The organism is Paracoccus cavernae (assembly GCF_042430175.1).
Lineage (GTDB): Bacteria > Pseudomonadota > Alphaproteobacteria > Rhodobacterales > Rhodobacteraceae > Paracoccus > Paracoccus cavernae.
Window position 1 is genome coordinate 79,534 of sequence record NZ_JBHMDZ010000006.1, and the last position, 25,384, is coordinate 104,917.

General features: G+C 63.4%; 28 protein-coding genes. 11 read left to right on the top strand and 17 right to left on the bottom strand.

Annotated features, from left to right (window positions below):
• Window positions 1-29: 29 nt before the first annotated feature.
• Complete coding sequence (locus ACFFUC_RS07270) at window positions 30-881, bottom strand: class I SAM-dependent methyltransferase (RefSeq protein ID WP_377684907.1); 852 nt, start codon at window positions 879-881, stop codon at window positions 30-32.
• 25 nt (window positions 882-906) lie between these two features.
• On the opposite strand from ACFFUC_RS07270, the gene ACFFUC_RS07275 reads away from it, so the two are divergent.
• From ACFFUC_RS07275 to ACFFUC_RS07290, 4 genes are all read left to right on the top strand, one after another.
• Window positions 907-1,641, top strand: coding sequence for a double zinc ribbon domain-containing protein (locus ACFFUC_RS07275; RefSeq protein WP_377684909.1), 735 nt, complete (start codon window positions 907-909; stop codon window positions 1,639-1,641).
• A 69-nt stretch (window positions 1,642-1,710) separates the two neighbouring features.
• Window positions 1,711-1,968 (top strand): glutaredoxin 3, encoded by a 258-nt coding sequence (gene grxC, locus ACFFUC_RS07280; RefSeq protein WP_377684911.1) that lies wholly within the window; start codon window positions 1,711-1,713, stop codon window positions 1,966-1,968.
• Window positions 1,969-2,174: 206 nt separating this feature from the next.
• A complete protein-coding gene (locus ACFFUC_RS07285; protein ID WP_377684913.1) occupies window positions 2,175-3,044 on the top strand; it encodes a carbon-nitrogen hydrolase family protein in 870 nt (289 codons plus the stop codon).
• Window positions 3,041-3,538 (top strand): MarR family winged helix-turn-helix transcriptional regulator, encoded by a 498-nt coding sequence (locus ACFFUC_RS07290; protein WP_377684915.1) that lies wholly within the window; start codon window positions 3,041-3,043, stop codon window positions 3,536-3,538. Before ACFFUC_RS07285 ends, ACFFUC_RS07290 begins: the two co-directional genes overlap by 4 nt.
• Window positions 3,539-3,542: 4 nt before the next feature.
• Here ACFFUC_RS07290 and ubiG read toward each other — a convergent pair whose 3' ends face one another.
• Window positions 3,543-4,295, bottom strand: coding sequence for a bifunctional 2-polyprenyl-6-hydroxyphenol methylase/3-demethylubiquinol 3-O-methyltransferase UbiG (ubiG, locus tag ACFFUC_RS07295; RefSeq protein WP_377684917.1), 753 nt, complete (start codon window positions 4,293-4,295; stop codon window positions 3,543-3,545).
• Between the two features lie 51 nt (window positions 4,296-4,346).
• Here ubiG and pip point away from each other — a divergent pair, with 51 nt between their 5' ends.
• The 5 genes from pip (at window position 4,347) to infB (ending at window position 10,950) form a co-directional block, all read left to right on the top strand.
• On the top strand, window positions 4,347-5,315 hold the full coding sequence (gene pip, locus ACFFUC_RS07300; RefSeq protein ID WP_377684919.1) for a prolyl aminopeptidase: 969 nt from the start codon (window positions 4,347-4,349) through the stop codon (window positions 5,313-5,315).
• Between the two features lie 221 nt (window positions 5,316-5,536).
• Window positions 5,537-6,130: a ribosome maturation factor RimP gene (rimP, locus tag ACFFUC_RS07305; protein ID WP_377684921.1), complete on the top strand. Its 594-nt coding sequence runs from the start codon at window positions 5,537-5,539 to the stop codon at window positions 6,128-6,130.
• 3 nt (window positions 6,131-6,133) lie between these two features.
• The gene (nusA, locus tag ACFFUC_RS07310; protein ID WP_377684923.1) at window positions 6,134-7,750 is read left to right on the top strand and encodes a transcription termination factor NusA; all 1,617 of its coding nucleotides are present in this window, start codon (window positions 6,134-6,136) and stop codon (window positions 7,748-7,750) included.
• A 15-nt stretch (window positions 7,751-7,765) separates the two neighbouring features.
• Complete coding sequence (locus ACFFUC_RS07315; RefSeq protein WP_377684925.1) at window positions 7,766-8,386, top strand: RNA-binding protein; 621 nt, start codon at window positions 7,766-7,768, stop codon at window positions 8,384-8,386.
• 8 nt (window positions 8,387-8,394) lie between these two features.
• A complete protein-coding gene (infB, locus tag ACFFUC_RS07320) occupies window positions 8,395-10,950 on the top strand; it encodes a translation initiation factor IF-2 (RefSeq protein ID WP_377684927.1) in 2,556 nt (851 codons plus the stop codon).
• A gap of 188 nt (window positions 10,951-11,138) precedes the next feature.
• Here the strand turns inward: infB and ACFFUC_RS07325 are convergent, their stop codons facing one another.
• The 4 genes from ACFFUC_RS07325 to ACFFUC_RS07340 form a co-directional block, all read right to left on the bottom strand.
• A complete protein-coding gene (locus tag ACFFUC_RS07325) occupies window positions 11,139-11,270 on the bottom strand; it encodes a hypothetical protein (RefSeq protein WP_377684929.1) in 132 nt (43 codons plus the stop codon).
• Between the two features lie 120 nt (window positions 11,271-11,390).
• Complete coding sequence (mutT, locus tag ACFFUC_RS07330) at window positions 11,391-11,789, bottom strand: 8-oxo-dGTP diphosphatase MutT (protein WP_377684930.1); 399 nt, start codon at window positions 11,787-11,789, stop codon at window positions 11,391-11,393.
• Window positions 11,786-13,183 carry a bifunctional glutamate N-acetyltransferase/amino-acid acetyltransferase ArgJ gene (argJ, locus tag ACFFUC_RS07335; RefSeq protein ID WP_377684932.1) on the bottom strand — a complete coding sequence of 466 codons (1,398 nt, stop codon included), beginning with the start codon at window positions 13,181-13,183 and terminating at the stop codon, window positions 11,786-11,788. The genes mutT and argJ overlap by 4 nt, the downstream gene beginning before the upstream one ends.
• A 3-nt stretch (window positions 13,184-13,186) precedes the next feature.
• Complete coding sequence (locus ACFFUC_RS07340) at window positions 13,187-14,017, bottom strand: peptidylprolyl isomerase (protein WP_377684933.1); 831 nt, start codon at window positions 14,015-14,017, stop codon at window positions 13,187-13,189.
• Window positions 14,018-14,225: 208 nt separating this feature from the next.
• Between ACFFUC_RS07340 and secA the strand changes: the two genes are divergently transcribed.
• Window positions 14,226-16,931 carry a preprotein translocase subunit SecA gene (gene secA, locus ACFFUC_RS07345; RefSeq protein WP_377684934.1) on the top strand — a complete coding sequence of 902 codons (2,706 nt, stop codon included), beginning with the start codon at window positions 14,226-14,228 and terminating at the stop codon, window positions 16,929-16,931.
• 138 nt (window positions 16,932-17,069) lie between these two features.
• Here secA and ACFFUC_RS07350 read toward each other — a convergent pair whose 3' ends face one another.
• Genes ACFFUC_RS07350 through ACFFUC_RS07360 form a run of 3 tightly spaced genes read right to left on the bottom strand, consistent with a single transcriptional unit; the run spans window position 17,070 to window position 18,952 of the window.
• The gene (locus ACFFUC_RS07350) at window positions 17,070-17,729 is read right to left on the bottom strand and encodes a GNAT family N-acetyltransferase (protein WP_377684936.1); all 660 of its coding nucleotides are present in this window, start codon (window positions 17,727-17,729) and stop codon (window positions 17,070-17,072) included.
• 1 nt (window position 17,730) lies between these two features.
• Window positions 17,731-18,429 (bottom strand): response regulator, encoded by a 699-nt coding sequence (locus tag ACFFUC_RS07355; RefSeq protein WP_377685290.1) that lies wholly within the window; start codon window positions 18,427-18,429, stop codon window positions 17,731-17,733.
• 7 nt (window positions 18,430-18,436) lie between these two features.
• Window positions 18,437-18,952: a MarR family winged helix-turn-helix transcriptional regulator gene (locus tag ACFFUC_RS07360; protein WP_377684937.1), complete on the bottom strand. Its 516-nt coding sequence runs from the start codon at window positions 18,950-18,952 to the stop codon at window positions 18,437-18,439.
• 162 nt (window positions 18,953-19,114) lie between these two features.
• Here ACFFUC_RS07360 and ACFFUC_RS07365 point away from each other — a divergent pair, with 162 nt between their 5' ends.
• A complete protein-coding gene (locus ACFFUC_RS07365) occupies window positions 19,115-19,984 on the top strand; it encodes a branched-chain amino acid aminotransferase (protein WP_377684939.1) in 870 nt (289 codons plus the stop codon).
• A 95-nt stretch (window positions 19,985-20,079) separates the two neighbouring features.
• Here ACFFUC_RS07365 and ACFFUC_RS07370 read toward each other — a convergent pair whose 3' ends face one another.
• The 8 genes from ACFFUC_RS07370 to ACFFUC_RS07405 all read right to left on the bottom strand — a co-directional run bounded on the left by ACFFUC_RS07370 (window position 20,080) and on the right by ACFFUC_RS07405 (window position 25,148).
• Window positions 20,080-20,271 (bottom strand): hypothetical protein, encoded by a 192-nt coding sequence (locus tag ACFFUC_RS07370; RefSeq protein WP_377684941.1) that lies wholly within the window; start codon window positions 20,269-20,271, stop codon window positions 20,080-20,082.
• Window positions 20,272-20,336: 65 nt separating this feature from the next.
• Window positions 20,337-20,801, bottom strand: coding sequence for a PTS sugar transporter subunit IIA (locus tag ACFFUC_RS07375; protein WP_377684943.1), 465 nt, complete (start codon window positions 20,799-20,801; stop codon window positions 20,337-20,339).
• Between the two features lie 70 nt (window positions 20,802-20,871).
• Window positions 20,872-21,450 (bottom strand): ribosome hibernation-promoting factor, HPF/YfiA family, encoded by a 579-nt coding sequence (gene hpf / locus ACFFUC_RS07380; protein WP_377684945.1) that lies wholly within the window; start codon window positions 21,448-21,450, stop codon window positions 20,872-20,874.
• A gap of 182 nt (window positions 21,451-21,632) precedes the next feature.
• On the bottom strand, window positions 21,633-22,430 hold the full coding sequence (gene lptB / locus ACFFUC_RS07385; RefSeq protein WP_377684947.1) for an LPS export ABC transporter ATP-binding protein: 798 nt from the start codon (window positions 22,428-22,430) through the stop codon (window positions 21,633-21,635).
• Window positions 22,430-22,924, bottom strand: coding sequence for a lipopolysaccharide transport periplasmic protein LptA (lptA, locus tag ACFFUC_RS07390; protein ID WP_377684949.1), 495 nt, complete (start codon window positions 22,922-22,924; stop codon window positions 22,430-22,432). The genes lptB and lptA overlap by 1 nt, the downstream gene beginning before the upstream one ends.
• A 44-nt stretch (window positions 22,925-22,968) precedes the next feature.
• The gene (locus ACFFUC_RS07395) at window positions 22,969-23,577 is read right to left on the bottom strand and encodes an LPS export ABC transporter periplasmic protein LptC (protein ID WP_377684951.1); all 609 of its coding nucleotides are present in this window, start codon (window positions 23,575-23,577) and stop codon (window positions 22,969-22,971) included.
• A gap of 2 nt (window positions 23,578-23,579) precedes the next feature.
• A complete protein-coding gene (locus ACFFUC_RS07400; RefSeq protein ID WP_377684953.1) occupies window positions 23,580-24,524 on the bottom strand; it encodes a KpsF/GutQ family sugar-phosphate isomerase in 945 nt (314 codons plus the stop codon).
• Between the two features lie 9 nt (window positions 24,525-24,533).
• Window positions 24,534-25,148, bottom strand: coding sequence for a ribonuclease D (locus ACFFUC_RS07405; RefSeq protein WP_377685291.1), 615 nt, complete (start codon window positions 25,146-25,148; stop codon window positions 24,534-24,536).
• Window positions 25,149-25,384: the final 236 nt, after the last annotated feature.

Here is a 25,384-nt window from a genome sequence, read left to right on the forward strand (position 1 = left end):
GTCGGCGGGGGCATGTGCGGGACGAGTGCTCACGAATCTTTCCTCTTGCTGGCCAGCGCCTCGGCCAGCGACATTTTCGCCGAGCCGGGCCTCAATGGCTGCTGCTGGTTGTCTGCGGGGGCCCATCCGGTCAGGCAGATCAGATCGAAAGTGGCCAGAACCCGCTCCGGATTGGCCGGATCGGGATAGTCTTTAGCGTAGATCTCGGCGGCGCGCAAAAGGACATCACGCCGCGTCGGATGACGAAGCCGTGCGGCCAGCGCATTGGTCTCGCCCATGCCGCGCAGATCGGCTGCAAGATGGAAGAGGCCGCGGTAGCTGACCTTTTGCGAAATCTGGTCGGCAACCGGCAAAGCCAGCCCCGCCCGCCCGATCAGGGCGCCCAGATCGCGGATCTCGCCCATCGGCAGCACGCGCGGCGACAGGCCCGAGCTCACCTCGACCTCGGCGCGCGTCAAGCTGTCGCGCAGCTGGGACAGGGTTTCGCCGCCCAGACAAACCGCGAGGAAAAGCCCGTCGGGCCGAAGCGCGCGCGCCGATTGGATGAGCTGGCCGACCGGATCATCCGACCAATGCAGCGAGAGGACATGGATCACCAGATCATGCTCGGCAGGCTGCAAATCAAGGGTCGGATCATCGGCCACGACCTTGGCATGGGGCATCGCCTCGCGCCAGAAAGCGGCATTTCCCGTGACGATCGCAGGGGATGTAAAGGGCCTGTTAATCTCTTGCAGCCTATCCTCGATCTCGTCGAGGGCGATTCGATGAAGGAAATCAACGCCTCCCTGACGGGCAGCGCGGGCGCGGTGGTGCAGGAGGGCCTGGCGGTCCGTCAGGCCGTGCGGCGGATGTGCGGGGGGGGAGATCGTGGGCGGGGTCATGACGGCATATCCTAAAGGGCTTCGGATGCTGATGAAAGGCGCATTGCGGTTGATCTATCCGCCGCAATGCATGGCCTGCGCCGCAACCGTGGACGAGGATGGCGGGCTGTGCCCCGCCTGCTGGCGCGATGCCGAATTCATCTCGGGGGCAAGCTGTTCCCAGTGCGGTGCCCCCCTGCCCCATGGCGGAGGCGCGGATGACGAGGACGCCCCTTTCGCCTGCGACGACTGCCTTGCCCGCGCGCGGCCATGGATCGGGGCAAGGGCGGCTGTGGTCTATCGCGGCACGGGGCGCAAACTGGCGATGATGCTCAAGCACGGCGACCGGATCGATCTCGCGCCGCATCTGGGCGATTGGGTCGCGCGCGCCGCCGAACCGCTGGTCCGGCCGGAGATGATCGTGACGGCGGTGCCGGTGCCCCTGCGCCGCCTGATGCGGCGCAAATATAACCAGGCCTCGCTTTTGTCGGCCCGGGTGGCGCGGGCCTATGGCCTTGCCCATTATCCCGACCTCTTGCGCCGGACCCGCAACAGCCCGCCGCAGGAGCAGCGCAGCCTCGAGGCGCGCTTTGAAAACCAGGAGGGCGCGATCGCCATGCCCGCGCGTCACGCCGCTCTGGTGCGCGGCAGGCCGGTGTTGCTCGTCGATGACGTCATGGCCTCGGGGGCGACCTTGGCCGCCTGCGCCGATTGTCTTGCCGGACACGGTGCCGGACCGATCTCGGTCGCGGTGCTGGCGCGCGCGGTCAAGGACACATAAATACCCATCCAAACCCCGACCGGACCTCCTGCCGGATCCGGCCGGTTCTGCAATGCAAAAGGAGCCGTCATGGCAAAAGTCGAAATCTATCTCACCCAGACCTGCCCGTTCTGCAAACGCGCCAAGGCGTTGCTGCAATCCAAGGAAATCCCTTTCGAAGAGATCGACGTGACCGGCGATCAGGACCTGCGCGACTATATGACCGAGCGCGCGAACGGCCGCCACACGGTCCCGCAGATCTTCATCGACGGCAAACATATCGGGGGCAACGACAATATCCAGGCGCTGGAAATGCGCGGCGAACTGGACGCGCTTCTGGGTCTCTGAACACCGGAACGGTCCGTCCCTGCCGCGCGCGTCTGCCGGACGGACCTCTCCCACTTGCCCTGATGCCGCCTTCCGTGGGCCAGCTTCCCTGACCCGAGGAAGCCGCTCCGGCCTTGCCTGGAGCCGGGCGTGCTCGTTAATCTGCCCCGTACCGGCTGCGCGAACGGCCAGAGGGCGATCGTGCAGGCTAAAGAGGGAGACGGGGCATGGCGGCAGAGAAGGAATGGAAGGTCGGGCTGGTCCAGCTTTCGGTCGGGGATGATCCCCAAGCGAACCTGCCCGTCACCGCAAGCCTCATCCGCGAGGCAGCGGCGCAGGGCGCGCGCTATGTCCTGACGCCAGAATGCACGAATTTCCTGAGCCCCGACCGCGACTGGAAAGCGCGGATCATGCATCCCGAGGCGCAGGACCCGACGCTTGCCGCCCTGCGCGATCTCGCGCGCGAGCTGGGGATCTGGCTGCATCTCGGCTCGCTTTTGCTGCGACCAGATGATCCGGCAGAGCCGCGCGATCTCAACCGCAGCCTGATGATCGGGCCCGATGGCGCGATCGTGGCGCGTTACGACAAGATCCACATGTTCGACGTCACGATTTCGGAAACCGAATCCTACCGCGAATCCGCCTCCTACCGGCCGGGCGCTCGGGCGGTCGTGGTCACGGATCCCGCGCGGGGCCTTGCGCCCCTCGGCATGACGATTTGCTACGACATCCGCTTTCCCGCGCTTTACCGCCGCCTCGCCAAGGCCGGCGCGCGGGTTCTGGCGGTTCCCGCCGCCTTCAACGACACGACCGGCGCCGCCCATTGGGAGGTCCTTTTGCGCGCCCGCGCGATCGAGAACGGCAGCTTCGTCCTTGCCGCCGCGCAATGCGGTCTGCATGTCGCGTCCCATACCCCAAATGCGCGAGCGCGCCGCAGCTGGGGCCATTCCATGGCTGTCGCGCCTTGGGGCGAAATCCTCGCGGACGCCGGCGAGGAGCCCTACGCAACGGTTCTACCCCTTGACCTCGGGGCGGTTGATAGGGCACGGTCCCGCGTCCCATCCCTGACGCATGACCGCGATTTTACTGGCCCATGACCGACACCACCGAATCTCAGGCCCGCGCTGCGGCATCCTCGACCGCTTCGACCGATGCACTTGCAGCCAGCCTGTTCGCCGAAGTTTTCATCGCAGACCAACTCGCCCGAGAGTTGGTTAGCCGTGCTTTGCCCAACGGCATGCGCATCTCGCATTTCTCGGTGCTGAACCTGCTTGCCCATCTCAATGTCGAGCGCACCCCCGCCGAACTGGCCGAGGCTTTCCACGTCACGCGCGGGGCCATGACCAATACTTTGTCGAAGCTCGAATGGGCCGGCCACATCCATATCCGCCCTGATTGGGACGATGCGCGGCGCAAATTCGTGGCGATCAGCCCCGCCGGACGCGCGGCGCGCGATGCGGCGCTGGCCTCTTTGATGCCGCAGATCGGCGAGGTCGTGCGCGATGTCGGTGCCGAGCAGATCCGCTCGACGCTGCCGGTGTTGCGGATGCTGCGCAAACGGCTCGAAAGCGCGGAGCAATCGAGCCGCTGAGGCCTCAGCTGCGGCGCAAGGCCGTCATCGCGTAATTCACCGACAGATCGCGCGGCGACAGCGACCAGCTCCAGCCGAGCGGGTTGAAGACCATCCCCATCCGGTCGACCGGCAGAAGCCCCGAGGCCTCGACCATTTGCTCGAGCTCGTCGGGCGTGATGAAGCGGCGCCAGTCATGCGTGCCTTTCGGCAGCCAGCGCATCACCCATTCCGCGCCGACAATCGCCACGCCAAAGCTTTTCGCGGTGCGGTTCAGGGTCGAAACCACCACCATCCCGCCGGTGCGCACCAGATCGTGACAGGTGGCGATGAAAGCCGCCGGATCGGCGACATGTTCGACGATTTCAAGCGCGATAACGACGTCGAAGACGCGACCCTCGGCAGCAAGGCTTTCTGCCGTGACGTTGAGATATTCGATCTCGAGCCCCTGCTCCTCGGCATGAAGCGACGCGACCGCGATATTGCCCTCGGCCGCATCCGCGCCGGTGACTTGCGCGCCAAGCCGCGCCAAAGGCTCGGACATCAGGCCGCCGCCCGAACCGATATCGAGAATGCGCAGCCCCTCGAAAGGACGCGGCGCCTTGAGATCCAGCGCGAATTCGGTCGCGATCTGGGTCACGACATAATCGAGACGCGTCGGGTTAAGCATATGCAGCGGTTTGAACTTGCCGTTCGGATCCCACCAGTCCCGCGCCATGGCCTGAAACTTGGCGACCTCGGCAGGGTCGATGCTGCTTTGATACTCGGGCTTCGTCATCTTGCCGTCCTTGCTGTGGCGGGATCGCACAAGGCGTTGTATAGTCAGAGCATGGATAGATTGGCAGGGCAAATCGGCGGCTCTCCGTCGCATGGCAGACTCCATCCGCAGGTCGAACCTTACGACCAGCGCATGATCGACGTGGGCGACGGCCATGAAATTTACGTCGAGCAATGCGGCAATCCCGAGGGGCCGCCGGTGATCGTGCTACATGGCGGCCCGGGGGGCGGCAGCAGCCCCTATATGCGCCGCTTCTTCGACCCCGAGCATTATCGCGTGATCCTGTTCGACCAACGCGGCTGCGGCCGCTCGCGCCCCCATGCGGAGATCCGCGCCAATACAACCCGCCATCTGATCGCCGATATCGAGCTTTTGCGCGCTTCGCTGGACATCGGGCCGGCCGTACTGTTTGGCGGCAGCTGGGGCGCGACTTTGGCTCTCGCCTATGCCGAGGCCCATCCGGAGGCCGTGCGCCATCTGGTTCTGCGCGGCGTCTTTTTGGGAATGCGGCGCGAGCTGGACTGGTTCTACGGCGGTGGCGCCGCGCGGTTTTTCCCCGACCGTTGGGAAAGCTTCGTCGCGCCGATCCCGCAAGACGAGCGGCAGGATATGATCGCGGCCTATCACAAGCGGCTGTTTTGCGGCGACAGATCCCGCGAGACGCGGTTCGCCATCCCTTGGATCACCTGGGAAAACGCCTTGGCCGGCCTCGAGATCATGGGCGTGAGCCACGCGCCCCCCGACTACGCCCGCGCCTTCGCACGGCTCGAGAACCACTATTTCTTCAACAACTGCTTTCTGGACGAGGGCCAGATCCTGCGCGACCTCGACCGGATCAAGCACCTGCCCGCGACCATCATTCAGGGCCGCTACGACATGGTCTGCCCGCCGCAAAGCGCCTACGAGCTGGCACATGCCTGGCCGGGCTGCGAGCTGCGGCTGGTTCCGGCCTCGGGCCATGCCATGTCCGAGCCGCGCATCAGCGCCGAATTGGTGCGAATCATGGACGGGCTGCGTTAGAGCCATGCGTGGCCTGCACCGAAGGCCCGCCGCAAGCGCCCTCTGGGGCAGGCGGAAATGCGCGATTTCGCGGCGGGCAATCGGGTCCCATCGTGCGAAACCCTTGCGGAAGGGGCTTTCTTGCTCTATATGGACTTTTAACAGCGGCGCAGGTGTCCAAAACCTGCCCACCGGTAAGACGCACGGGCCGCAACGGCCCGTTTTTTGTATTTGGAGACCTCATGACCGACCTCGTTGCCAAGACGGCCATCGACCGGCGTTTGGCCGAAATCCTGCGACCGGTAATCGAAGATCTGGGATTCGAGCTGGTCCGCATCCGCCTTCAAGGCGGCAAGACCGCGACGCTCCAGATCATGGCGGACCGCCCCGAGGGCGGCATCAACGTCGACGATTGCGCCGTGATTTCGACCGCCGTCAGCGCCACGCTGGACGTCGAAGATCCGCTCGAGGATGCCTATCACCTCGAAGTTTCGAGCCCGGGCATCGACCGTCCGCTGACGCGCCTCAAGGATTTCGCAACCTTTGAAGGCTACGAGATCCGTGTGGAGACGAATCAGCCCATCGACGGCCGCAAGCGCTTCAAGGGCGTTTCGGTCGGCGTCGAGGGCGACGAGATCCTGATCAATATCGAAGAAGGGACCATCGGTCTCAACTTCGATCTGCTTTCCGATGCCAAGCTGGTTCTGACCGACGAGCTGATCGCCGAAATGCTGCGCCAGAAAAAAGAGGCCGGCATGGACGTCGAGGGCTTTGACGAATCCGCTTTTGACGAAATCGAAACCGATCCCGGCGAAGCCGGCGACTCGAAGGAGTGAGCAATGGCAATCACCTCTGCAAACCAGCTTGAATTGCTGCAGACGGCCGAAGCGGTCGCCCGCGAAAAGATGATCGAGCCCGAGCTCGTCATCGAAGCGATGGAAGACAGCCTCGCCCGCGCCGCCAAGTCGCGTTACGGCTCGGAAATGGACATCCGCGTCAAGATCGACCGCAAGAACGGCCATGCCACCTTCACCCGCGTCCGCACCGTCGTCGAAGACGAGGCGCTGGAAAACTATCAGGCGGAACTGACCGTCGAGCAGGCGAAACCCTATCTCGCCAATCCGCAGGTCGGCGACGAGATCGTCGACGAGGTTCCGCCGGTCGAACTGGGCCGCATCGCCGCGCAATCGGCCAAGCAGGTCATCTTGCAGCGCGTCCGCGAAGCAGAGCGCGACCGCCAGTACGAAGAATTCAAGGACCGCGCCGGCACCATCATCAACGGTGTCGTCAAGCGCGAGGAATACGGCAACATCATCGTTGACGTGGGCCGTGGCGAAGCGATCCTGCGCCGCAACGAGAAAATCGGCCGCGAGAGCTATCGCCCGAACGACCGCATCCGCGCCTATGTCAAAGACGTCCGCCGCGAGGCCCGCGGCCCGCAGATCTTCCTGTCGCGCACCGATCCGCAATTCATGGCGGAACTGTTCAAGATGGAAGTGCCGGAAATCTATGACGGCGTGATCGAGATCAAGGCCTGCGCCCGCGATCCGGGGTCGCGCGCCAAGATCGCCGTGATCTCCTACGACAGCTCGATCGATCCGGTCGGCGCTTGCGTCGGGATGCGCGGCTCGCGCGTGCAGGCCGTCGTCGGCGAGCTGCAGGGCGAGAAGATCGACATCATCCCGTGGTCGGACGATCACGCGACCTTCCTTGTGAACGCGCTCCAGCCGGCAGAAGTCGCGAAAGTCGTCTTCGACGAGGAAGCCAACAAGATCGAAGTCGTGGTTCCCGACGAGCAGCTTTCGCTGGCGATCGGCCGTCGCGGCCAGAACGTGCGTCTGGCGAGCCAGCTGACCGGCCTCGACATCGACATCCTCACCGAGGAAGAAGAATCCAAGCGCCGTCAGGCCGAGTTCAACGCCCGCACCAAACTGTTTGTGGATGCGCTCGATCTCGACGAATTCTTCGCCCAGCTTCTGGTTACCGAAGGCTTCACCAACCTCGAAGAGGTCGCCTATGTCGATCTTGACGAGCTGCTGGCGATCGACGGCGTCGATGCCTCGACCGCGGACGAGCTTCAGACCCGTGCCCGCGAGCATCTGGAAGCGGCGAACAAGGCCGCTCTGGACAATGCCCGCGCGCTTGGTGCCGAAGACAGCCTGATCGACTTCGAGGGCCTGACCCCGCAAATGGTCGAGGCTTTGGCCAAAGACGGCATCAAGACGCTGGAAGATTTCGCGACCTGCGCCGACTGGGAACTGGCCGGCGGCTGGACCACGGTCGACGGTCAGCGCGTCAAGGATGACGGCCTGCTCGAGAGCTTCGGCGTGTCGCTGGAAGATGCGCAGAAGTTCATCATGACCGCACGCGTCATGCTGGGCTGGGTCGATATCGCCGAACTGGAAGGCGACGAACAAAATGTCGAAGACGAAGACGAACAGGAGGCCGGGGTGTAACGCCCCGGGAACAGCATGACACGCGGGGGCCAAACCAAGGACCGCGAGACGCCCGAACGGCGCTGCATCGTCACCGGAGAGGTGCAGCCCAAGCAGGGGCTGATCCGCTTCGTGGCCAGCCCCGACGGCTCGGTCGTTGTACCGGATCTCGCAGAAAAATTGCCCGGCCGGGGCTTCTGGGTTACGGCCGATCGTAGTATATTGACGAAAGCGATGGCGAAGGGCCTGTTCTCGCGTGGCGCGAAAGCCTCTGTCACCGCTCCCGACGACCTTCTTGATATGATCGAGGCCGGTCTGGCACGTCGTGTCGTGGACCTGATCTCTCTCAGCAGAAAGACGGGCAATGCGGTCGCCGGGTTCGAAAAGGTGAAGGGCTGGCTTGCGCTGGGAAAAGCAAAAGTCCTGCTGCAAGCCTCGGATGGGTCGGATCGTGGAAAAGGCAAGCTGTGGACGCCGGAAGGCGGTCGCTGGTTCGGTTGCCTGACCGCGTCAGAATTGGGTTTGTCCTTTGGTCGTGATCATGTCATACACAGCGCGCTTGCGCCTGGGGGCCTGACCCGCAACGTGATCAGGGACGCGAGCAGACTGCAAGGTCTGCGGGGGCATGACGGCGGCACTCCCGCCGGGAAGGAATGAAAATCGGAATGAGCGATACTGACGGAAAAAAACCCCTTGGCGTTGGTGGTGGCGCTGGCCGTTCGGGCCATGTGAAGCAAAGCTTCAGCCACGGTCGGACCCATAATGTGGTTGTCGAAACCAAACGCAAGCGCGTTGTCGTACCGGCGAAACCCGGTGCGGGTGCAAACGCACGCCCCGGCTCGCCGGCCGCTTTGGCCAGCGATCCTTCGAAACGTCCCGCCGGGATTTCCGAAGCCGAGATGGAGCGCCGCCTGAAGGCTTTGGCCGCTGCGAAAGCGCGCGAAGCCTCCGAGGCAGAAGCCCGTGCGGCCGAAGAAAAAGCCCGCGAAGAAGAGCGCGAGCGTCGCCGCGCCGAGATCGAGGCGAAAGAGCGCGAAGAGCGCGAGCGCCTCGAGGCTCTGCGCCTGAAAGAAGAAGAAGACGCCCGTCGCGCCCGCGAGGCCGAAGTCCGTGCGCAAAAGCGCGAGGAAACCCGCGCCAAGCCCGCCGCGACCGAAGCACGCGCCCCGTCGCCGGCCGATCGCGCCGCTGCCGAAGCTGCCGCTTCGCGCGCCGAGACCAAAGGCGTCTCGACCTCCGCGCCGCGCGCCAAGACCGACCGCGAGCGCGACCAGCGCCAGGACGACAACAACCGCAACAAGAATGCGCGTGACGACAACCGTCGCACCACGGGCAAGCTTTCCGTAACCCAGGCTCTCGGCGACGGCGAAGGCGGTCGTCAGCGTTCGCTGGCCGCGATGAAGCGCAAGCAGGAAAAAGCCCGGCAGAAAGCCATGGGCGGCATGGTGAAACCCGAGAAGCAGGTCCGTGACGTCCAGCTTCCCGAGAGCATCGTTGTCTCCGAACTCGCCAACCGCATGGCCGAGCGTACCCCCGATGTCATCAAATCGCTGATGCGCATGGGTATGATGGTCACCGCGAACCAGGCGATCGACGCCGACACGGCCGAAATCGTGATCGAGGAATTCGGCCACAAAGCCGTCCGCGTCTCGGATTCGGACGTCGAACAGGTCATCGACATGGTCGAGGACAAGGCTGAAGACCTTCAGTCGCGCCCGCCGGTCATCACGATCATGGGTCACGTCGACCACGGCAAGACCTCGACGCTGGATGCGATCCGCAATGCGAACGTCGTTTCGGGCGAAGCAGGCGGCATCACGCAGCATATCGGTGCCTATCAGGTCAAAGCCAAAAACGGCGCGATCCTGACCTTCCTCGACACGCCCGGCCACGCGGCCTTCACCTCGATGCGTGCCCGTGGTGCGCAGGTGACGGATATCGTCGTGCTGGTGGTTGCTGCCGACGATGCGGTCATGCCGCAGACCGTCGAAGCGATCAACCACGCCAAAGCGGCGAAAGTGCCGATGATCGTCGCGATCAACAAGATCGACAAGCCGGCAGCCAACTCGCAGAAAGTCCGCACGGATCTTCTGCAGCACGAGGTTGTCGTCGAGGAAATGGGCGGCGACGTCCAGACCGTCGAGATCTCGGCCAAAACCGGCCAGGGTCTGGACCAGCTGCTCGAGGCCATCGCGCTTCAGGCAGAGATCCTCGAACTCAAAGCCAACCCCGATCGTCCGGCGCTTGGTGCCGTGATCGAGGCGCAGCTCGACGTCGGTCGCGGTCCGGTCGCAACGGTTCTGGTGCAGAACGGTACGCTCAAGCGCGGCGACATCTTCGTCGTGGGCGAGCAGTGGGGCAAAGTCCGCGCGCTGATCAACGACAAGGGCGACCGCATCAACGAAGCGGGTCCCTCGGTTCCGGTCGAAGTGCTGGGCCTGAACGGTACGCCGGAAGCCGGTGACGTGCTCAACGTCGTCGAAACCGAAGCACAGGCACGCGAGATCGCTGAATTCCGTATCCAGCAATCCAAAGACAAGCGCGCCGCTGCTGGTGCCGCGATCACCCTGGACCAGCTGATGGCGAAAGCCAAAGCCGACCAGAGCGTCGCCGAACTGCCGGTTCTGATCAAAGCCGACGTGCAAGGCTCTGCTGAAGCGATCGTTCAGGCGCTCGAAAAGATCGGCAACGACGAGGTTCGCGTCCGCGTCCTGCATTACGGCGTCGGTGCGATCACCGAATCCGATGTGGGTCTGGCAGAAGCCTCGGGCGCACCGGTCATCGGCTTCAACGTTCGTGCGAACGGCCCTGCCCGTGCATCCGCGAACCAGAAGGGCGTCGAGATCCGTTACTACTCGATCATCTATGATCTGGTGGACGACATCAAAGCGGCGGCCTCGGGCCTTCTGTCGGCCGAAGTGCGCGAGCATTTCATCGGCTATGCGGAAATCCGCGAAGTCTTCCGCGTCTCGGGCATCGGCAATGTCGCCGGCTGTCTCGTCACCGAGGGCGTTGCCCGTCGTTCGGCCGGCGTCCGCCTGCTGCGCGACAACGTGGTTATCCACGAAGGCACGCTCAAGACGCTCAAGCGCTTCAAGGATGAAGTCAAAGAGGTCCAGTCCGGTCAGGAATGCGGTATGGCCTTCGAGAACTACGACGACATCCGCAAGGGCGATGTCATCGAGATCTTCGAGCGCGAGGAAGTCCAGCGCAAGCTGTGATCCCCGAACCTCGACAGGAATGAAAAAGGGCGCCTTCTGGCGCCCTTTTTGCTGTGTGACCGGCACAGCGTGCAGCTGCGTCCATGCCCTGCTCCGGTGCGGAACCGCCTCGACCCAAGGTAAGCGCCAAAGAAAAAGGCGCAGGGGAAACCCTGCGCCTTTTTATCTTCGGACTTGCCCCGCTCCACTCAGGACAATGCGACCGGTTTACCCTCATAGGTGGCCGTACCGACGCGAACGACAATGTTTCCGTTGGAAACCTGGCGTTCGAAAATGCCTTGGACCGAAATACAGCTTCCGATGGTAATCGTGCGAATCATGTCCGTCTCCTCCCTTTGCGTAATCTTATTTTCTTCACACAAAAGTTAATAAGTTAATTACATTTTTCCGCTCGCGCGGGACGGGATTCAAAAAACCTTCATCGGAAGAAAGCTGTTGCATCAAAGCCACTGCCGCAGGATCGGAATCAGCGGAACATCGGCAGGAGGCATCTCGTAATTGCCCAGATCCCCGGCACGCACCCAAGCCAGTTTCTGGCCCTCTCGGGGCTGGGGGATGCCCTCCCAGCGGCGGCAGGCATAAAGCGGCATCAGCAGGTGGAAATCGTCGTAGGTATGGCTCGCGAAAGTCAGCGGCGCGAGGCAGGAGGACCAGGTGTTGATCCCCAACTCTTCCTGAAGCTCGCGGATCAGCGCGAGCTCCGGCGTCTCGCCGGGATCGACTTTGCCGCCCGGAAACTCCCAAAGACCGGCGAGGGATTTCCCCTCGGGTCTTTGGGCCAAAAGCACGCGGCCGTCTGCATCGATCAGGGCGACGGCCGCCACCAGAAGGATCTTCACGAGCGGTAATCCGCGTTGATGTCGATGTAGCGATGGGTGAGATCGCAGGTCCAAACCGTCTTGGCCGAACGCCCGAGCCCGAGGTCGACGCCGATCACCAGTTCGGGGCGCTTCATATAGGCGCTGGCTTTGGCTTCGTCATAGCTGGGCGAGCGCCAGCCTTTCTCGGCCAGAACCATATCGCCGAAGCGGATGGTCAGCAGATCGCGGTCGGCCTGTGCGCCGGATTTCCCGACAGCCATGACGACGCGGCCCCAGTTCGCATCTTCGCCGGCGACAGCCGTCTTGACCAAGGGCGAATTGGCGATCGCCATGGCGACACGGTGGGCATCGACCTTGTTGGCCGCGCCGGTGACGCGGACCTCGATGAATTTCGTCGCCCCCTCGCCGTCGCGCACGACCTGCTGCGCCAGATCCTGCATCACGACCTTGAGGCCGCGCGTGAAGTCGCGGGCAACCTTGCCGCGCATATCGGTGATGGCTTCAGCCTTGCTCTTGCCGGTCGCCGCCACGATCAACGCATCCGAGGTCGAGGTATCGCTATCGACCGTGATCGCGTTGAAGGTCTGGTCCAGCATGCGCGAGACGATCTTTTGCAGCGCATCGGGCGCGATCTTCGCATCGGTGAAGATATAGACCAGCATCGTCGCCATATCCGGCGCGATCATCCCCGAGCCCTTTGCGATGCCCGCGATCTGGATCACGCCGCCCTCGCCCGGGATCTCGATGGAGGAGCCTTTGGGGAAGGTGTCGGTGGTCATGATCGCTTCGGCCGCATCCTCGATCCCCTCGGTGCTGAGCGCGCCCGAGAGCTGGTCGATGATCGCGGTGATGCGATCGTGCGGCAGGGGCTCGCCGATCACGCCGGTCGAGGAGGAGAAGACGCGGTTCTGAGGCACGCCGAGCTTTTGCGCGACCGCTCCCGTCACCGCATCGACCGAGGCCTGTCCCGCCGCGCCGGTGAAGGCGTTGGCATTGCCCGAGTTCACGACAATCGCCGCGCCGCCGGTGGTGTCTTGCTTGAGCGCGAGCTTGGCCTGACAGTCCAGAATGCTGGCCGCACGGGTCGAGGATTTGGTGAAAGCACCCGCAATCGACGTGCCCGGTGCCAGCTTGACCAGCATGACATCGGTGCGGCCCTTGTACTTCACACCTGCCGCGCCCGCCGCGAATTCGACGCCTTCGATCAGCGGCATGACGGGGAAGGTCACGGGCGCGAGCGGCGAAATGATCTTGGCCTTCGCGGTCGGCGTCACCGGAGCGGCAGTGCTTTCCGCGACCTGTGGCGTAGGCTTTGCCTCGCCCGGATTGCGCAGCTTTTTAAGCTTTTTCTTGAGAAGCTTGACCTTTTCGGCATCGGTCAGTTTCTTGTTTTTCTTGTCGGAATTAGCCATGGATCACTGCTCCAGAAGATCGGTGCGGTTCAGAAGGTCGGCGTTCAGATCGGGGGTTTTCTCGATCTTCGACGCGTCGACGCGGGTCTGGATGGCGGCCTCGACGCGGTCGCGACGGACCTGAACGGCGAGCTGGTCCTTGACCTCGTCGAAGTTCGGCGCGGCAACCTGACGGCTCTCGTTCAGCTTGATGACATGCCAGCCGAACTGGGTCTCGACAGGTTTGGAGACCTCACCCGCCTTCATGCCTTTGACGGCTTCGGCGAAGGGCGCAACCATCTGCTCAGGCTGGAACCAGCCCAGATCGCCCTTGTTCGGGCCCGAGGCGGTATCGGTGGATTTCTCGGCCGCAAGTGTCCCGAAATCGGCGCCGCCGGCCAGTTCGGCCTCGATGGCCTTGGCTTCGTCCTCGGTCTTCACGAGAATATGAGCTGCGTTGAATTCGGTCTTCGGCGCGGTCTCGCCGCCAAAGGCGCGCTCGTAAACGCCGCGCAACTCTTCGTCACTGGGTTCGGTGGCCGCGATGCCTTCGAGCACCGCACCGGCCAGATAGGCGCGGCGGTCAAGCTCGAGCACCGCTTTGTCGCGGGCGTTCAACTTGTCGGTTTTTTCCTGACCCACGGCGGTTTGGCGGATCATCTGGTCGAGCATCAGGTCCCAAAGCGCGGGCGCAGGCAGGTTTCCGGTCGCCTCGTCACCCATCCCGTCCTTCATCGCGATCATCTGACCAAGCGTGATCTCTTCGCCGTTCACGGTTGCGACCACCGTATCCGCGGTTTGCGCCAAAGCGGGCGTTGCGAGCATCAAAACAAGGGCCAAACTGGGCTTCAGCATCTATTTCCCCTTTGCGGGACAGGCCGATTCCCGAGGGTAAAACGGCGCAAGCGTTGACAGAAGGGCGGTCGAGGCATACATCCGGCACAACCGATAATGCGCGCCCGCCGCCGTAATTCCGGTCCCTTAAATAGGGCAAGGAGGATGGTTCGGGCAAGTGGCCGTTAGGGCTGTGCGCTTCCCCGATACACGAATTTTGAAGGCTCATATGCTCGGCTTCGGATCTCTGGCGAAAATGGTCTTTGGTACGCCCAACGACCGCAAGGTAAAGGCAACCCGTCCCATCGTCGCGCAGATCAACGCATTGGAACCACAGTTCCAGGCGATGTCTGACGCAGACCTGATCGGGAAGACCCGCGAATTGCAGGGGCGCGCGCAATCGGGCGAGTCGCTGGACAAGCTTTTGCCGGAGGCATTCGCTAACTGCCGCGAAGGGGCAAAACGCGCGCTCGGCCTGCGTGCTTTCGATGTGCAGCTGATGGCGGGCATCTTCCTCCATCAGGGCAATATCGCCGAGATGAAGACCGGCGAAGGCAAGACGCTGATGGCGACCTTCCCCGCCTATCTGAACGCGCTTGCGGGCAAAGGCGTCCATGTCGTCACCGTCAACGACTATCTCGCCAAACGCGACGCAGGCTGGATGAGCAAGGTTTTCGGCCAGCTCGGCATGACCACGGGCGTCGTCTACCCCTTCCAGGCCGATGACGAAAAGCGCGAGGCCTACCGCGCCGATGTCACCTATGCGACCAATAACGAATTGGGCTTCGACTACCTTCGCGACAACATGAAGGGCTCGATCGACCAGATGGCGCAGCGCGGCCATTTCTACGCCATCGTGGACGAGGTCGACAGTATCCTCATCGACGAGGCGCGCACGCCGCTGATCATCTCGGGCCCCTCGCAGGACCGCTCGGAGCTCTACCGTGTTCTGGACAAATACATCCCCGAGCTGACGCCCGAGCATTACAAGCTCGACGAGAAAAGCCGCAATGCCACCTTCACCGAAGAGGGCAACGAATATATCGAGCGTCGCCTGAGCGAGACCGGCATCCTACCCGAAGGCCAGACGCTCTACGATCCGGAATCGACCACGATCGTCCACCACATCAACCAGGCCTTGCGCGCGCATACGCTGTTCCAGCGCGACCAGCATTACATCGTGCGCGACGACGAGGTCGTTCTGATCGACGAATTCACCGGCCGCATGATGGCGGGCCGCCGCCTTTCGGACGGCCTGCATCAGGCGATCGAGGCCAAGGAAGGCGTCCAGATCCAGCCCGAGAACGTCACGCTCGCCTCGGTCACCTTCCAGAACTACTTCCGCCTCTACGACAAGATCGGCGGCATGACCGGTACCGCAGCCACCGAGGCCGAGGAATTCGCCGAGATCTACAAGCTCGGCGTGGTCGAGGTTCCGACCAACCGTCCCGTCCAGCGCGTCGACGAACATGACCGCGTCTACCGCACCGCGACCGAAAAATACGCGGCCGTGCTCGAGACGATCAAGGAAGCCCATGCCAAGGGCCAGCCGATCCTTGTCGGCACCACCTCGATCGAGAAGTCCGAGATGCTCTCGCAGATGCTCGACAAGGCCGGCATCCCGCATAACGTTCTGAACGCGCGCGAACACGAGCGCGAAGCCTTCATCGTGGCCGAGGCCGGCAAGATGGGTGCAGTCACGATCGCAACCAACATGGCCGGTCGCGGCACCGATATCCAGCTCGGCGGCAACGTCGACATGAAGGTGATGGAAGAGCTCGCGAAATACCCCGATGCCGAGCCGGACGAGATCCGCGCCGCGGTCGAGGCCGAAGTCGCCGCCGCCAAGAAACAGGTTCAGGAAGCGGGCGGTCTGTTCGTCCTCGCGACCGAACGCCACGAAAGCCGCCGCATCGACAACCAGCTGCGCGGCCGCTCGGGCCGTCAGGGCGATCCGGGCCGCTCGCTGTTCTTCCTCTCGCTCGAGGACGACCTCATGCGCATCTTCGGCTCGGAGCGCCTCGAAAAGGTGCTCTCGACGCTCGGGATGAAGGAAGGCGAGGCGATCGTTCACCCTTGGGTCAACAAATCGCTCGAACGCGCGCAGGCGAAGGTCGAGGGACGAAACTTCGACATCCGCAAGCAATTGCTGAAATTCGACGATGTGATGAACGACCAGCGCAAGGCGATCTTCGCGCAGCGTCTCGAGATCATGGAGGCCCAGGAGGTCGCCGACATCACCGCCGACATGCGCGAGCAGGTCATTGCCGATCTGGTCGACGAATATCTGCCGCCCAAGGCCTATGCCGAGCAGTGGAACGTCGCGGGCCTCAAGGCTGCGGTCGTAGAGAAGCTCAACATGGACCTGCCGGTCGAGGAATGGGTTGCCGAAGACGGCGTTGACCAAGAGGTCATCCGCGAACGCATCGAAGAGGCGACCGCCGGCTACATGGCCCAAAAGGTCGAGCAGTTCGGCGCCGAGAACATGAACCAGATCGAAAAGCAGATCCTGCTGCAGCAGATCGACGCGAAATGGCGCGAACATCTCATCAAGCTCGAGCACCTGCGTTCGGTCGTGGGCTTCCGCGGCTATGCGCAGCGCGATCCGCTGTCCGAGTATAAAACCGAAAGCTTCCAGCTTTTCGAATCGCTTCTGGACGGGATGCGGACCGATGTCACGCAGCAGCTCTCTCGCATCCGCCCGCTGAGCGAGGCCGAGCGCGAGCAGATGATGCGCGACTATGCCGAGCAGCAGGCCGAGGCGCAGCGCGCCATGCAGCCCGAGCACGAGGAAGCCGAAGTCGTGGCCCCCGCCGGTCGCGTTCCGGGCTTCGACCCCGAGGATACGACGACCTGGGGCAGCCCCTCGCGCAACGACCCCTGCCCCTGCGGCTCGGGCGAGAAGTTCAAACATTGCCACGGCCGTCTGGCGTAAGACGGCACAACGGCGCGGCAAGGCATCGCTTTGCCCGTGCAAATTAACGAAAGGGCGGGTCCGGCGACCCGCCCTTTCCTTTTCCGGCACTTCAGCCCGTTTGCTGCCGCAGCCCCGCGCCCGCACGGCGCGTCGGGATCAAAATCGCAGCTTGCTTTGCTCCTGCCCCGCGGCGTCGAAATTGGCGGGGTCGAGCCAGCGCAGATATTCGCCGCGCAGATCCGGCCAATCGGCATCGGTCATCGCGAACCATGCGGTATCGCGGTTGCGGCCCTTGACGACCATATGCTGGCGGAACACGCCCTCGGGCGAGAAACCAAAGCGCAGTGCCGCCTTCTTCGACGGCAGGTTCCCGTCGTCGCATTTCCACTCAAACCGGCGATAGCCCTGCGCGAAAACCTGATCGGCAGCGAGAAAGAGCGCCTCGGTCGCGATGCGGCTGCGCGTCATCGCCGGCCCCCACATGATGCTGCCGATCTCGATCACGCCATGTTCCGGCGTGATCCGCATCAGCGCCTGCCGCCCCTCGGCCCGCCCGCTGCGGCGGTCGATCACCGCGACATGCAGCGGATCATCCGAAGCCGCAGCGCGCGCAAGCCAGTCACGCATCGCAGCCTCGTCTTGGGGAGGTGCGTCAAACAGATAGCGAAACCGCGCCTCGGTCCCTTCGGCCCGCGCCGCCTGGTATAGCGTGGCGGCATGGCAGGCGGGATCGACGGGTTCGAGGCGGGCGTAGCGCCCCTCGATCACGCGGCGCTCCGGACGCTCCGGCGCGCGCCAATCGGCCAGCCCCGCCATCCTAATCCGCCACCAGCATATAGCCCACGCCCCGCGCGGTTTGCAGGAAGCGCGGCTCTTTGGGATCGGCCTCGATCTTGCGGCGCAGGCGGGTGATCTGGACGTCGATCGCGCGTTCGAAATTCTCGCCGGCATCATCCGAGGGGGTGCGGCCCAGCTCTTCGATCAGATCGGTGCGGCTGACCGCCTCGCCCGGCGTATCGGCCAGACGGCGCATCAGAACCTGCTCGGTGCCGGTCAGGCGGATGATATTGTCGCCCTGCCACAGCTCGCCCTTTTCGACATCGTAACGCAAAGCCCCGAGCGACAGGTATTTCGGCCCCTGCACCTGTGCTGTAGGCATCCGGCGCAGGATCGCGGCGATGCGCAACAGCAATTCGCGCGGCTCGAAGGGTTTCGCGAGATAGTCGTCCGCCCCGCTTTCAAGGCCGGTGATGCGGTCGTCGGTCTCGCCCTTGGCGGTCAGCAGCATGATCGGCGTGCTCATACGGCGGCGCAGATCGCGCGTCAGCGTCACCCCGTCTTCGCCCGGCATCATCACATCGAGCACGATGAGATCGAAATCGAGCCCTGCCAACAGCCTGCGCGCCTGCGCCGCATCGGCGGCGGTGGTTACCAGATAGCCGTTACGCATCAGAAAGCGCCGCAAAAGCGAGCGGATGCGCTCGTCATCATCGACGACAAGAATATGGGCTTCGATCACGGTCTCACGCTTCGTTGTTCGGCTTGAGCGTACGATACTGGCGAAGCGTGTCGCGGTCCATCATCGCCTCCATCACCTGACGAAAGCCCGCGACCGCCTGCGGCCCCGCCGTGCGGTAGGCATTGCGCAGGCGCACGCGCTGGGGCTCGGAAAGGCGGCGCTCCAGCGCGAGGCCCTTTTCGGTCAGATGGAGCTGGCGTTCGCGCCGGTCGCGGCGGCCGACACGGCTTTCGACCAGCCCGTCCTCGATCAGCCCGCGCAGCACGCGGTTCAGCGATTGCTTGGTCACCTGCAGCACATCGAGCAACGCCGTGACCGTCAGTCCCGGCTCGCGGTTGATGAAATAGAGCGCGCGGTGATGGGCGCGGCCATAGTCGATCTCGCTAAGGATCTGGTCGGGGTCCGAGGTGAACGCGCGGTAGGAGAAATACATCGCCTCGATCCCGCGCCGGATCTGTTCATCGGTCAGAAACAGCAGGCTCTCGCTGCTGATACCCGTCACGCCCGGCTTGTCCTGCATGCCCGCCCCATCCCTCTCGCTGTCGTCCTCTGACCCGATCATTACGTCAGAGTTATTGACTTTCCAATCATGAATAGCTAGCGGTTAGCGATATCGCGCAATTTTCAGTGCAATAATTTGGAAATTTCGCAAGAATCGCAATAAACAATGCCGGAGTGAAGCATGGCAGGCGCATACGACGATCGGGACGGCAAGATTTGGATGGACGGAAAACTGGTGAAATGGCGCGATGCCAATGTCCACATCCTGACCCACGGCCTGCATTATGCCAGCTCGGTCTTTGAAGGGGAACGCTGCTATAACGGCAAGATCTTCAAAGGCCACGAACACTCGCTGCGCCTGATCGAATCCGCCCGCCTGCTCGACATGCCCTCGCCGCTCAGCGCCGATGAAATCGACGCCGCCAAAGAGGCCGTGCTGAAAGCCAACGGCTTCGAGAATGCCTATGTCCGCGCACTGATGTGGCGCGGTTCGGGCACCGAGATGGGTGTCTCGGCCAAGGGCAATCCGGTGCGCTTCGCGGTCGCGGCCTGGGAATGGGGCGCCTATTACGGTGATGCGAAATGGGAGGGCGCCAAGCTCGACGTCGCCAAATGGCGCCGCCCCGATCCGCTGACCATCCCGACCTCGGCCAAGGCCGCCGGTCTTTACATGATCTGTACCATGTCCAAACATGCCGCCGAAGCCAAAGGCTTCTCGGATGCGCTGTTCATGGACTTCGAGGGTTACGTCGCCGAAGCCACCGGCGCGAACATCTTTTTCACCAAGGACGGCGAAGTCCATACGCCGCTTGCCGACCGTTTCCTGAACGGCATCACGCGCCAGACGGTGATCGGCCTGCTGAAAGAAGCGGGCGTCACTGTTCACGAGCGCCGCATCCGCCCCGAAGAACTGGACGGCTTCGAGGAATGCTGGCTGACCGGCACCGCCGCCGAAGTCACCCCTGTCGCCCAGATCGGCGATTGGCGCTTTGAAATCGGGCCGCTGTCGCGCCAGATCTCGGACCGCTACGAGGCTTTGGTGCGCGCATAAGCGCCCCTTGATCCCGAAAACAGGAAAGCCGACCGGAGGATTGCTCCGGTCGGCTTTTCACTTTGTCTTTGGCTCAGGCCGCTTGGCAGGCCTGCTCAGACGCTGCGGCCCCTTGCGATGCGGGCATATTCGACGGCGCGGCGGTTGCTCTCTTCGCTGCGGCTGTTCGGGCGCTCGTGCAGGGCTTTGATGGCGGGATGGAGCCCGCTCTCGCGCTCGTGTTGCAGGAAGTTGCGCAGCCGGCTGGTGCCGGCCTCGAACTCGCGCTTTTCGGAGTGATCGGCCATATCGGTTTCCTCGTTACGATCCGGTGACCACCATTATAGCCGCCCGCGCGAAAAAATGCAGGCTTTTATGCCGCTTTGATGCCGGGGGCTGCCGCCAGCAAGGCATGAAGCGCGACCGGATCGTCATTGGCGCGCAATTTGTTGCGCAGGTCCTGATCGCGCAGGGTCCGCGACACCAGAGCCAGCGCCTTCAGGTGATCGACACCCGTGCTTTTGGGCGCGAGCAAGGCGAAGATGAGATCGACCGGCTGACGATCGACCGCATCGAAATCCAGCGGTTTCTCGAGGCGCAAAAACAGACCGACAACCCGGTCGAGACCATGCAGACGCGCATGGGGCAGTGCCACACCATGCCCCACTCCGGTCGGCCCGAGGCTTTCGCGCTCTTGCAGGGCATCAAGCGTCTGGGCCGCATCTACGCCGTAGATCGACCGTGCCAGCTCGGACACTTCCTGAAAAAGCCGCTTTTTGCTCGTGGTCTGCGCCAGCGTCTTGACCGCCGCAGGCGAAAGTATATCGGCAATTTGCATATCTAATTATCCTAGCCCCGGCTGCGAAAAGCAACCGGGACGATTGATCGGCACGCGGCGTGATGCCGTGTCAGCCCAAACTGCGGGGGTCGATCCAGCCTACATTGCCATCGTCACGGCTATAGACCACGTTCACGCCCCCATGCTTTTCGTTCCGGAAGACCAGAAGCGGTTTCCCGGCCAGCTCCATCTGCATGACCGCCTCGCCCACCGAGAGCGTCGGCACGCGTGCTTCCATTTCGGCGATGATCATCGGTTGCGGCTGGCCGTCGCCCTGCGCTTCCCACTGATCATCATCAGAGGCGAGCACATATAGATCGGCCGTGCCGAAGGCAACGGGTTCCGTGCGGTCCTTGTAGTGATCTTTCAACCGGCGCTTGTAACGGCGGAGCTGCTTGTCCATCCGCTCGCGGCATTGTTCAAACGCCGCATAAATCTCTGTCGCGCGACCCTGCGCCTGGGCCGTCAGTCCGGTCGACAAATGCACGACCGTGTCACAGAGATATTCATGCGCGCTGCGGGAAAATGTAACCGTGGCATCGGTGGGACGTTGAGCGTATTTCTCGATCGTCGTGCCAAGTTCGGTTTTGACATGTGAAGCCAGAGCTTCACCCACATCAATCTGCTTTCCGCTGATTTGATAGCGCATGCTGGTCCGTCCTTTCGGTTGCCCCAACCCGTCACGCCATTCCGGTCGGTGCCGGTCCGGGGGAGTGACGCGTGACGCCAATTCGTCCGCGTCATACCACCATTTCATGACAGCAAATCGCATCTGTCAACGGGCCTGTTCAGAGGCGGGCCCGCAGGGTCGCCAAATCGCGCCGGTGGCGCTCAGGCCATTTTGAAACCTTCGCCAAGATAGACGCGGCGGACCTGCGGATCCTCGACGATTTCCTCGGCCGTGCCCGAGCGCAGCACATGGCCGTCATGTAGGATATAGGCGCGATCGACGATGCCCAAAGTCTCGCGGACATTGTGATCGGTGATCAGAACACCGATGCCGCGGCTCTTAAGCTTCTGGACAAGCTCGCGAATCTCTCCGACGGCAATCGGATCGACACCGGCGAAAGGCTCGTCGAGCAGCAGATAGCGCGGGTTGGAGGCCAGACAGCGCGCAATCTCGACGCGGCGACGCTCGCCCCCCGACAGCGCCATGGCCGGTGCCTTGCGGATATGGCCGATCGAGAAGTCGCCCAACAGCTCTTCGAGACGGTCGCGGCGGTCATGGGCATCGCGTGTCACAACCTCGAGAACCGAGGCGATGTTCTGCTCGACCGAGAGCCCGCGGAAGATCGACATCTCTTGCGGCAGATAGCCGATCCCCATGCGGGCGCGGCGAAACATCGGCAGGGTCGTCGCATCCTGCCCGTCGATGCGCACCTGTCCCGAATCCGGCGAGATCAGCCCCGCGATACAGTAGAAGCACGTCGTCTTGCCCGAGCCGTTCGGGCCGAGCAAAGCCACGACCTCGCCCTGTGCCAGATCCATGCCGACATCGCGGATCACCGGCCGGTTGCTGTAGGATTTGCGCAGACCGCGCACCTGAAGTCCCGTGTCCGACAGCGGCGCAAGCGGGTTTTGGCGGGCGGGGTTTGCCCCTGCCTGCTCGCTCGTCGCGGCTGCGGCCATCAGTTGCCCTCCGGTTGCAAAACCGTGCGGACCCGACCCGACACATTTGCGGCACCCGTCTCGAGATTGACCTCGACCTTGTCGCCGCCCAGCACGCTTTGCCCCTGCGTGAGAATCACGTCGCCGGTCAGGATGATGACGCCGCTGCCGACGCTGTAATCGGCCGCGCCTGCCTCGGCGGCGTCGGGGCCGTTGACCAAAGTGACATTGCCGCGCGCCTCGAGCCTGTCGATGCGGCGCTGGTCGCCCTGCGCATAGATGACCGTGACGCGATCAGCCGACAGACGCATCTCGTCCTGTCCGACAACGACATGGCCGCTGAAGGTCGCATGGCCGGTCTTTTGGTCGACCGTCAGATTGTCGGCATTGACCTCGACCGAGGATTTGATGTTGCCCGCCTGCCCGAAGGAGACGCTTTGCGCCAGCGCAAGCCCCCCGCCCAGGGGAGAGAGCAAAAGCAACGCGGCGCAAGCAGCAGGAAGCAATCGTGGCATCGGGCGTCCTTTGTCATCACCGCGGCCATCCAAAGGAGGGCGATTCATGGTCGATATATCATCCGAACTCCGCCTTTCAAATCAAGAACGCGCTGGCCCGAACCATCGGGCAGGCTGCGCAATTTCATCTCTTGGGCGGTCAGGGTTCCGAAAGGCGCAAGCACGTCGACCTGCTCCTTGGTGCTCAGGGTGCCGGTCGCCAGCTCGGCCTCCAAAGCGCTCGAGGTCATGGCCCAACCGGCAGAGGTCGTGACCTTGACCCCTTCGCGCAGATGGACGCGGCCGTCGGCCAGCTCGCCCGAGCCTGCGACGAGATCCGTAACCACGCCGGCCGTATCGCGCAACATCATGGAGACATTGTCGATCGTGCTGGCGCCATCCGCGCTGGTCAGGCTGCCGCCGCGCGTGCCGGTCGCCGGATTGGCGCTGTCGGCACTCATCGAAATCTCGGTCCCGTCGCGGGCGACGCCTGCATAGGTCGGGTTGATGACGCTGGGACGTTCGGCGAGTGTCTCCGGCGTGACCTCGGCATAGGGCAGCAGGCTTTCGCCGTCCTCGCGGTTGCCGCTGAACAAAAACAGCGTCGACAACAGCACGAGCGCCGCCAGCGGCAGCAAAACGCGCAGCATTTGAACGATGCGCGTGCGGGACATGATCAGACCATCCCGCTGCGCAGGAAGTCGTGGATATGGAGGAAGCCGACCGGCTTGCCCGCTTCGACCACGAAAAGGCTTGTGATCTTGCGGCCCTGCATCTCGGCCAAGGCCGCCTCGGAGAGGGCGTCGGGGGCGATGGTGCGCGGGTTCTTGGTCATGACCTCGGCCGCCTTGCGCGCCAAAAGCCCGTCCATGTTGCGCCGCAAATCGCCGTCGGTGATGATGCCCACCAGCGCGCCGTCGGCACCGATGACGCCGGTCACGCCGAAGCCCTTCTGGCTGATCGTCAAAAGCGCCTCGGACATGGGGGCATCCTCGGCCACCAGCGGAATGTCGGCATGCATGAGATCGCCCACTTTCGCGAGCCGCGCGCCCAGTTTGCCGCCGGGATGGAAGGTGCGGAAATGCTCGGGCGTAAAGTGGCGGTGCTCCATCAGGGCAACGGCCAGAGCATCGCCCAAAGCCAGCGTCATCGTGGTCGAGGTCGTGGGCACGATCCCCTCGCCGCAGGCCTCGGGCGCGGTCGGCAGGACCAGAGCGACATCCGACTGGCGCAGCAGCGTCGAATCGGGGCGGCTCGCCACGCCGATGAGCGGGATCGAAAAGCGCCGCGTATGGGCGACGATATCGGCAATCTCGGGGGTCTCGCCGGAATTCGACAGCACCAGCGCCACATCGTCGCGCGTGACCATGCCGAGATCGCCGTGGCTGGCCTCGGCGGGATGGACGAATTGCGCGGGCGTTCCGGTCGAGGCAAAGGTCGCCGCGATCTTGCGGCCGATATGGCCGGATTTCCCCATCCCCGAGACGATGACCCGACCGCGCGCGGCCAAAATCACCTCGACCGCGGCCGAGAAACTGTCGTCGAGGCTATCAAGCAGCAAAGCCAGACCTTCGGCTTCGGTGCGGATCACGCGGCGGGCGGTATCGAGATAAGCGTTCATATCGGCAATCTAGTGCTGGAAGATGTCTTTTTCACCCGACCATCCCAATAAATCGAGATGGGCACGGGCAGGAAGGAAGTCGAAACAGGCCTGTGCAAGGCCCATACGGCCCTCGCGTTCCAGCCGGAGCTCGAGCGCGGCCTTTAGCGCATGCAGGTGCAAAACGTCGGATGCGGCATATTCGAGCTGGGCGTCGCTGAGGTTTTCGGCACCCCAATCGCTGGTTTGCTGCTGCTTGGAAATATCAACCCCGACCATTTCCGAAAGCAGGTACTTCAGCCCGTGGCGGTCGGTATAGGTGCGCACCATCCGCGAGGCGATCTTGGTGCACCAGACCGGCGCGGTCACCACTCCGAAAGCGGATTCGAGCGCGGCAATGTCGAAACGCCCGTAATGGAACAGCTTCACCACCTCGGGATCGGTCAGAAGGCGCATCAGATTGGGGGCATCGGTTTGGCCCTTGGCGATCTGGACGAGATGGGCCGAGCCGTCGCCCGAGGACAGCTGCACGAGACAAAGCCGGTCGCGGCGCGGGTCGAGGCCCATGGTCTCGGTGTCGATCGCGACGACCGGACCCAGATCCAGATCATCGGGCAGATCGTTTTGATAGAGATGAATGCTCATGATGCCCCGTAGCAGGTGATGGGTCGTGCTCATGCTCTAATCCTTTTCACTCCGCTTTCGCTACCCCCGTTCGGCCCGCAGCCCCTGCGTGCCGCCCGATGGGCGGATATGCGGCACAGTCGTGCCCGAAGGGGGCCGCCTGCCCTGCCCTAACCCCGACACAGGGCCACAACGCAACAGGCCGCGCAAAGGATGCGCGGCCTGCCGGAGATTGTCCCGTGGTTCTCCGGCCCCTG

What these genes read in the sequence shown, in the direction of transcription:
- ACFFUC_RS07270 (WP_377684907.1), bottom strand. Translation starts at nt 881, where the DNA reads ATGACCCCGCCCACGATCTCCCCCCCCGCACATCCGCCGCACGGCCTG.
- ACFFUC_RS07275 (WP_377684909.1), top strand. Translation starts at nt 907, where the DNA reads ATGCTGATGAAAGGCGCATTGCGGTTGATCTATCCGCCGCAATGCATG.
- grxC (WP_377684911.1), top strand. Translation starts at nt 1,711, where the DNA reads ATGGCAAAAGTCGAAATCTATCTCACCCAGACCTGCCCGTTCTGCAAA.
- ACFFUC_RS07285 (WP_377684913.1), top strand. Translation starts at nt 2,175, where the DNA reads ATGGCGGCAGAGAAGGAATGGAAGGTCGGGCTGGTCCAGCTTTCGGTC.
- ACFFUC_RS07290 (WP_377684915.1), top strand. Translation starts at nt 3,041, where the DNA reads ATGACCGACACCACCGAATCTCAGGCCCGCGCTGCGGCATCCTCGACC.
- ubiG (WP_377684917.1), bottom strand. Translation starts at nt 4,295, where the DNA reads ATGACGAAGCCCGAGTATCAAAGCAGCATCGACCCTGCCGAGGTCGCC.
- pip (WP_377684919.1), top strand. Translation starts at nt 4,347, where the DNA reads ATGGATAGATTGGCAGGGCAAATCGGCGGCTCTCCGTCGCATGGCAGA.
- rimP (WP_377684921.1), top strand. Translation starts at nt 5,537, where the DNA reads ATGACCGACCTCGTTGCCAAGACGGCCATCGACCGGCGTTTGGCCGAA.
- nusA (WP_377684923.1), top strand. Translation starts at nt 6,134, where the DNA reads ATGGCAATCACCTCTGCAAACCAGCTTGAATTGCTGCAGACGGCCGAA.
- ACFFUC_RS07315 (WP_377684925.1), top strand. Translation starts at nt 7,766, where the DNA reads ATGACACGCGGGGGCCAAACCAAGGACCGCGAGACGCCCGAACGGCGC.
- infB (WP_377684927.1), top strand. Translation starts at nt 8,395, where the DNA reads ATGAGCGATACTGACGGAAAAAAACCCCTTGGCGTTGGTGGTGGCGCT.
- ACFFUC_RS07325 (WP_377684929.1), bottom strand. Translation starts at nt 11,270, where the DNA reads ATGATTCGCACGATTACCATCGGAAGCTGTATTTCGGTCCAAGGCATT.
- argJ (WP_377684932.1), bottom strand. Translation starts at nt 13,183, where the DNA reads ATGGCTAATTCCGACAAGAAAAACAAGAAACTGACCGATGCCGAAAAG.
- ACFFUC_RS07340 (WP_377684933.1), bottom strand. Translation starts at nt 14,017, where the DNA reads ATGCTGAAGCCCAGTTTGGCCCTTGTTTTGATGCTCGCAACGCCCGCT.
- secA (WP_377684934.1), top strand. Translation starts at nt 14,226, where the DNA reads ATGCTCGGCTTCGGATCTCTGGCGAAAATGGTCTTTGGTACGCCCAAC.
- ACFFUC_RS07350 (WP_377684936.1), bottom strand. Translation starts at nt 17,729, where the DNA reads ATGGCGGGGCTGGCCGATTGGCGCGCGCCGGAGCGTCCGGAGCGCCGC.
- ACFFUC_RS07360 (WP_377684937.1), bottom strand. Translation starts at nt 18,952, where the DNA reads ATGCAGGACAAGCCGGGCGTGACGGGTATCAGCAGCGAGAGCCTGCTG.
- ACFFUC_RS07365 (WP_377684939.1), top strand. Translation starts at nt 19,115, where the DNA reads ATGGCAGGCGCATACGACGATCGGGACGGCAAGATTTGGATGGACGGA.
- ACFFUC_RS07370 (WP_377684941.1), bottom strand. Translation starts at nt 20,271, where the DNA reads ATGGCCGATCACTCCGAAAAGCGCGAGTTCGAGGCCGGCACCAGCCGG.
- ACFFUC_RS07375 (WP_377684943.1), bottom strand. Translation starts at nt 20,801, where the DNA reads ATGCAAATTGCCGATATACTTTCGCCTGCGGCGGTCAAGACGCTGGCG.
- hpf (WP_377684945.1), bottom strand. Translation starts at nt 21,450, where the DNA reads ATGCGCTATCAAATCAGCGGAAAGCAGATTGATGTGGGTGAAGCTCTG.
- lptB (WP_377684947.1), bottom strand. Translation starts at nt 22,430, where the DNA reads ATGGCCGCAGCCGCGACGAGCGAGCAGGCAGGGGCAAACCCCGCCCGC.
- lptA (WP_377684949.1), bottom strand. Translation starts at nt 22,924, where the DNA reads ATGCCACGATTGCTTCCTGCTGCTTGCGCCGCGTTGCTTTTGCTCTCT.
- ACFFUC_RS07395 (WP_377684951.1), bottom strand. Translation starts at nt 23,577, where the DNA reads ATGTCCCGCACGCGCATCGTTCAAATGCTGCGCGTTTTGCTGCCGCTG.
- ACFFUC_RS07400 (WP_377684953.1), bottom strand. Translation starts at nt 24,524, where the DNA reads ATGAACGCTTATCTCGATACCGCCCGCCGCGTGATCCGCACCGAAGCC.
- ACFFUC_RS07405 (WP_377685291.1), bottom strand. Translation starts at nt 25,148, where the DNA reads ATGAGCATTCATCTCTATCAAAACGATCTGCCCGATGATCTGGATCTG.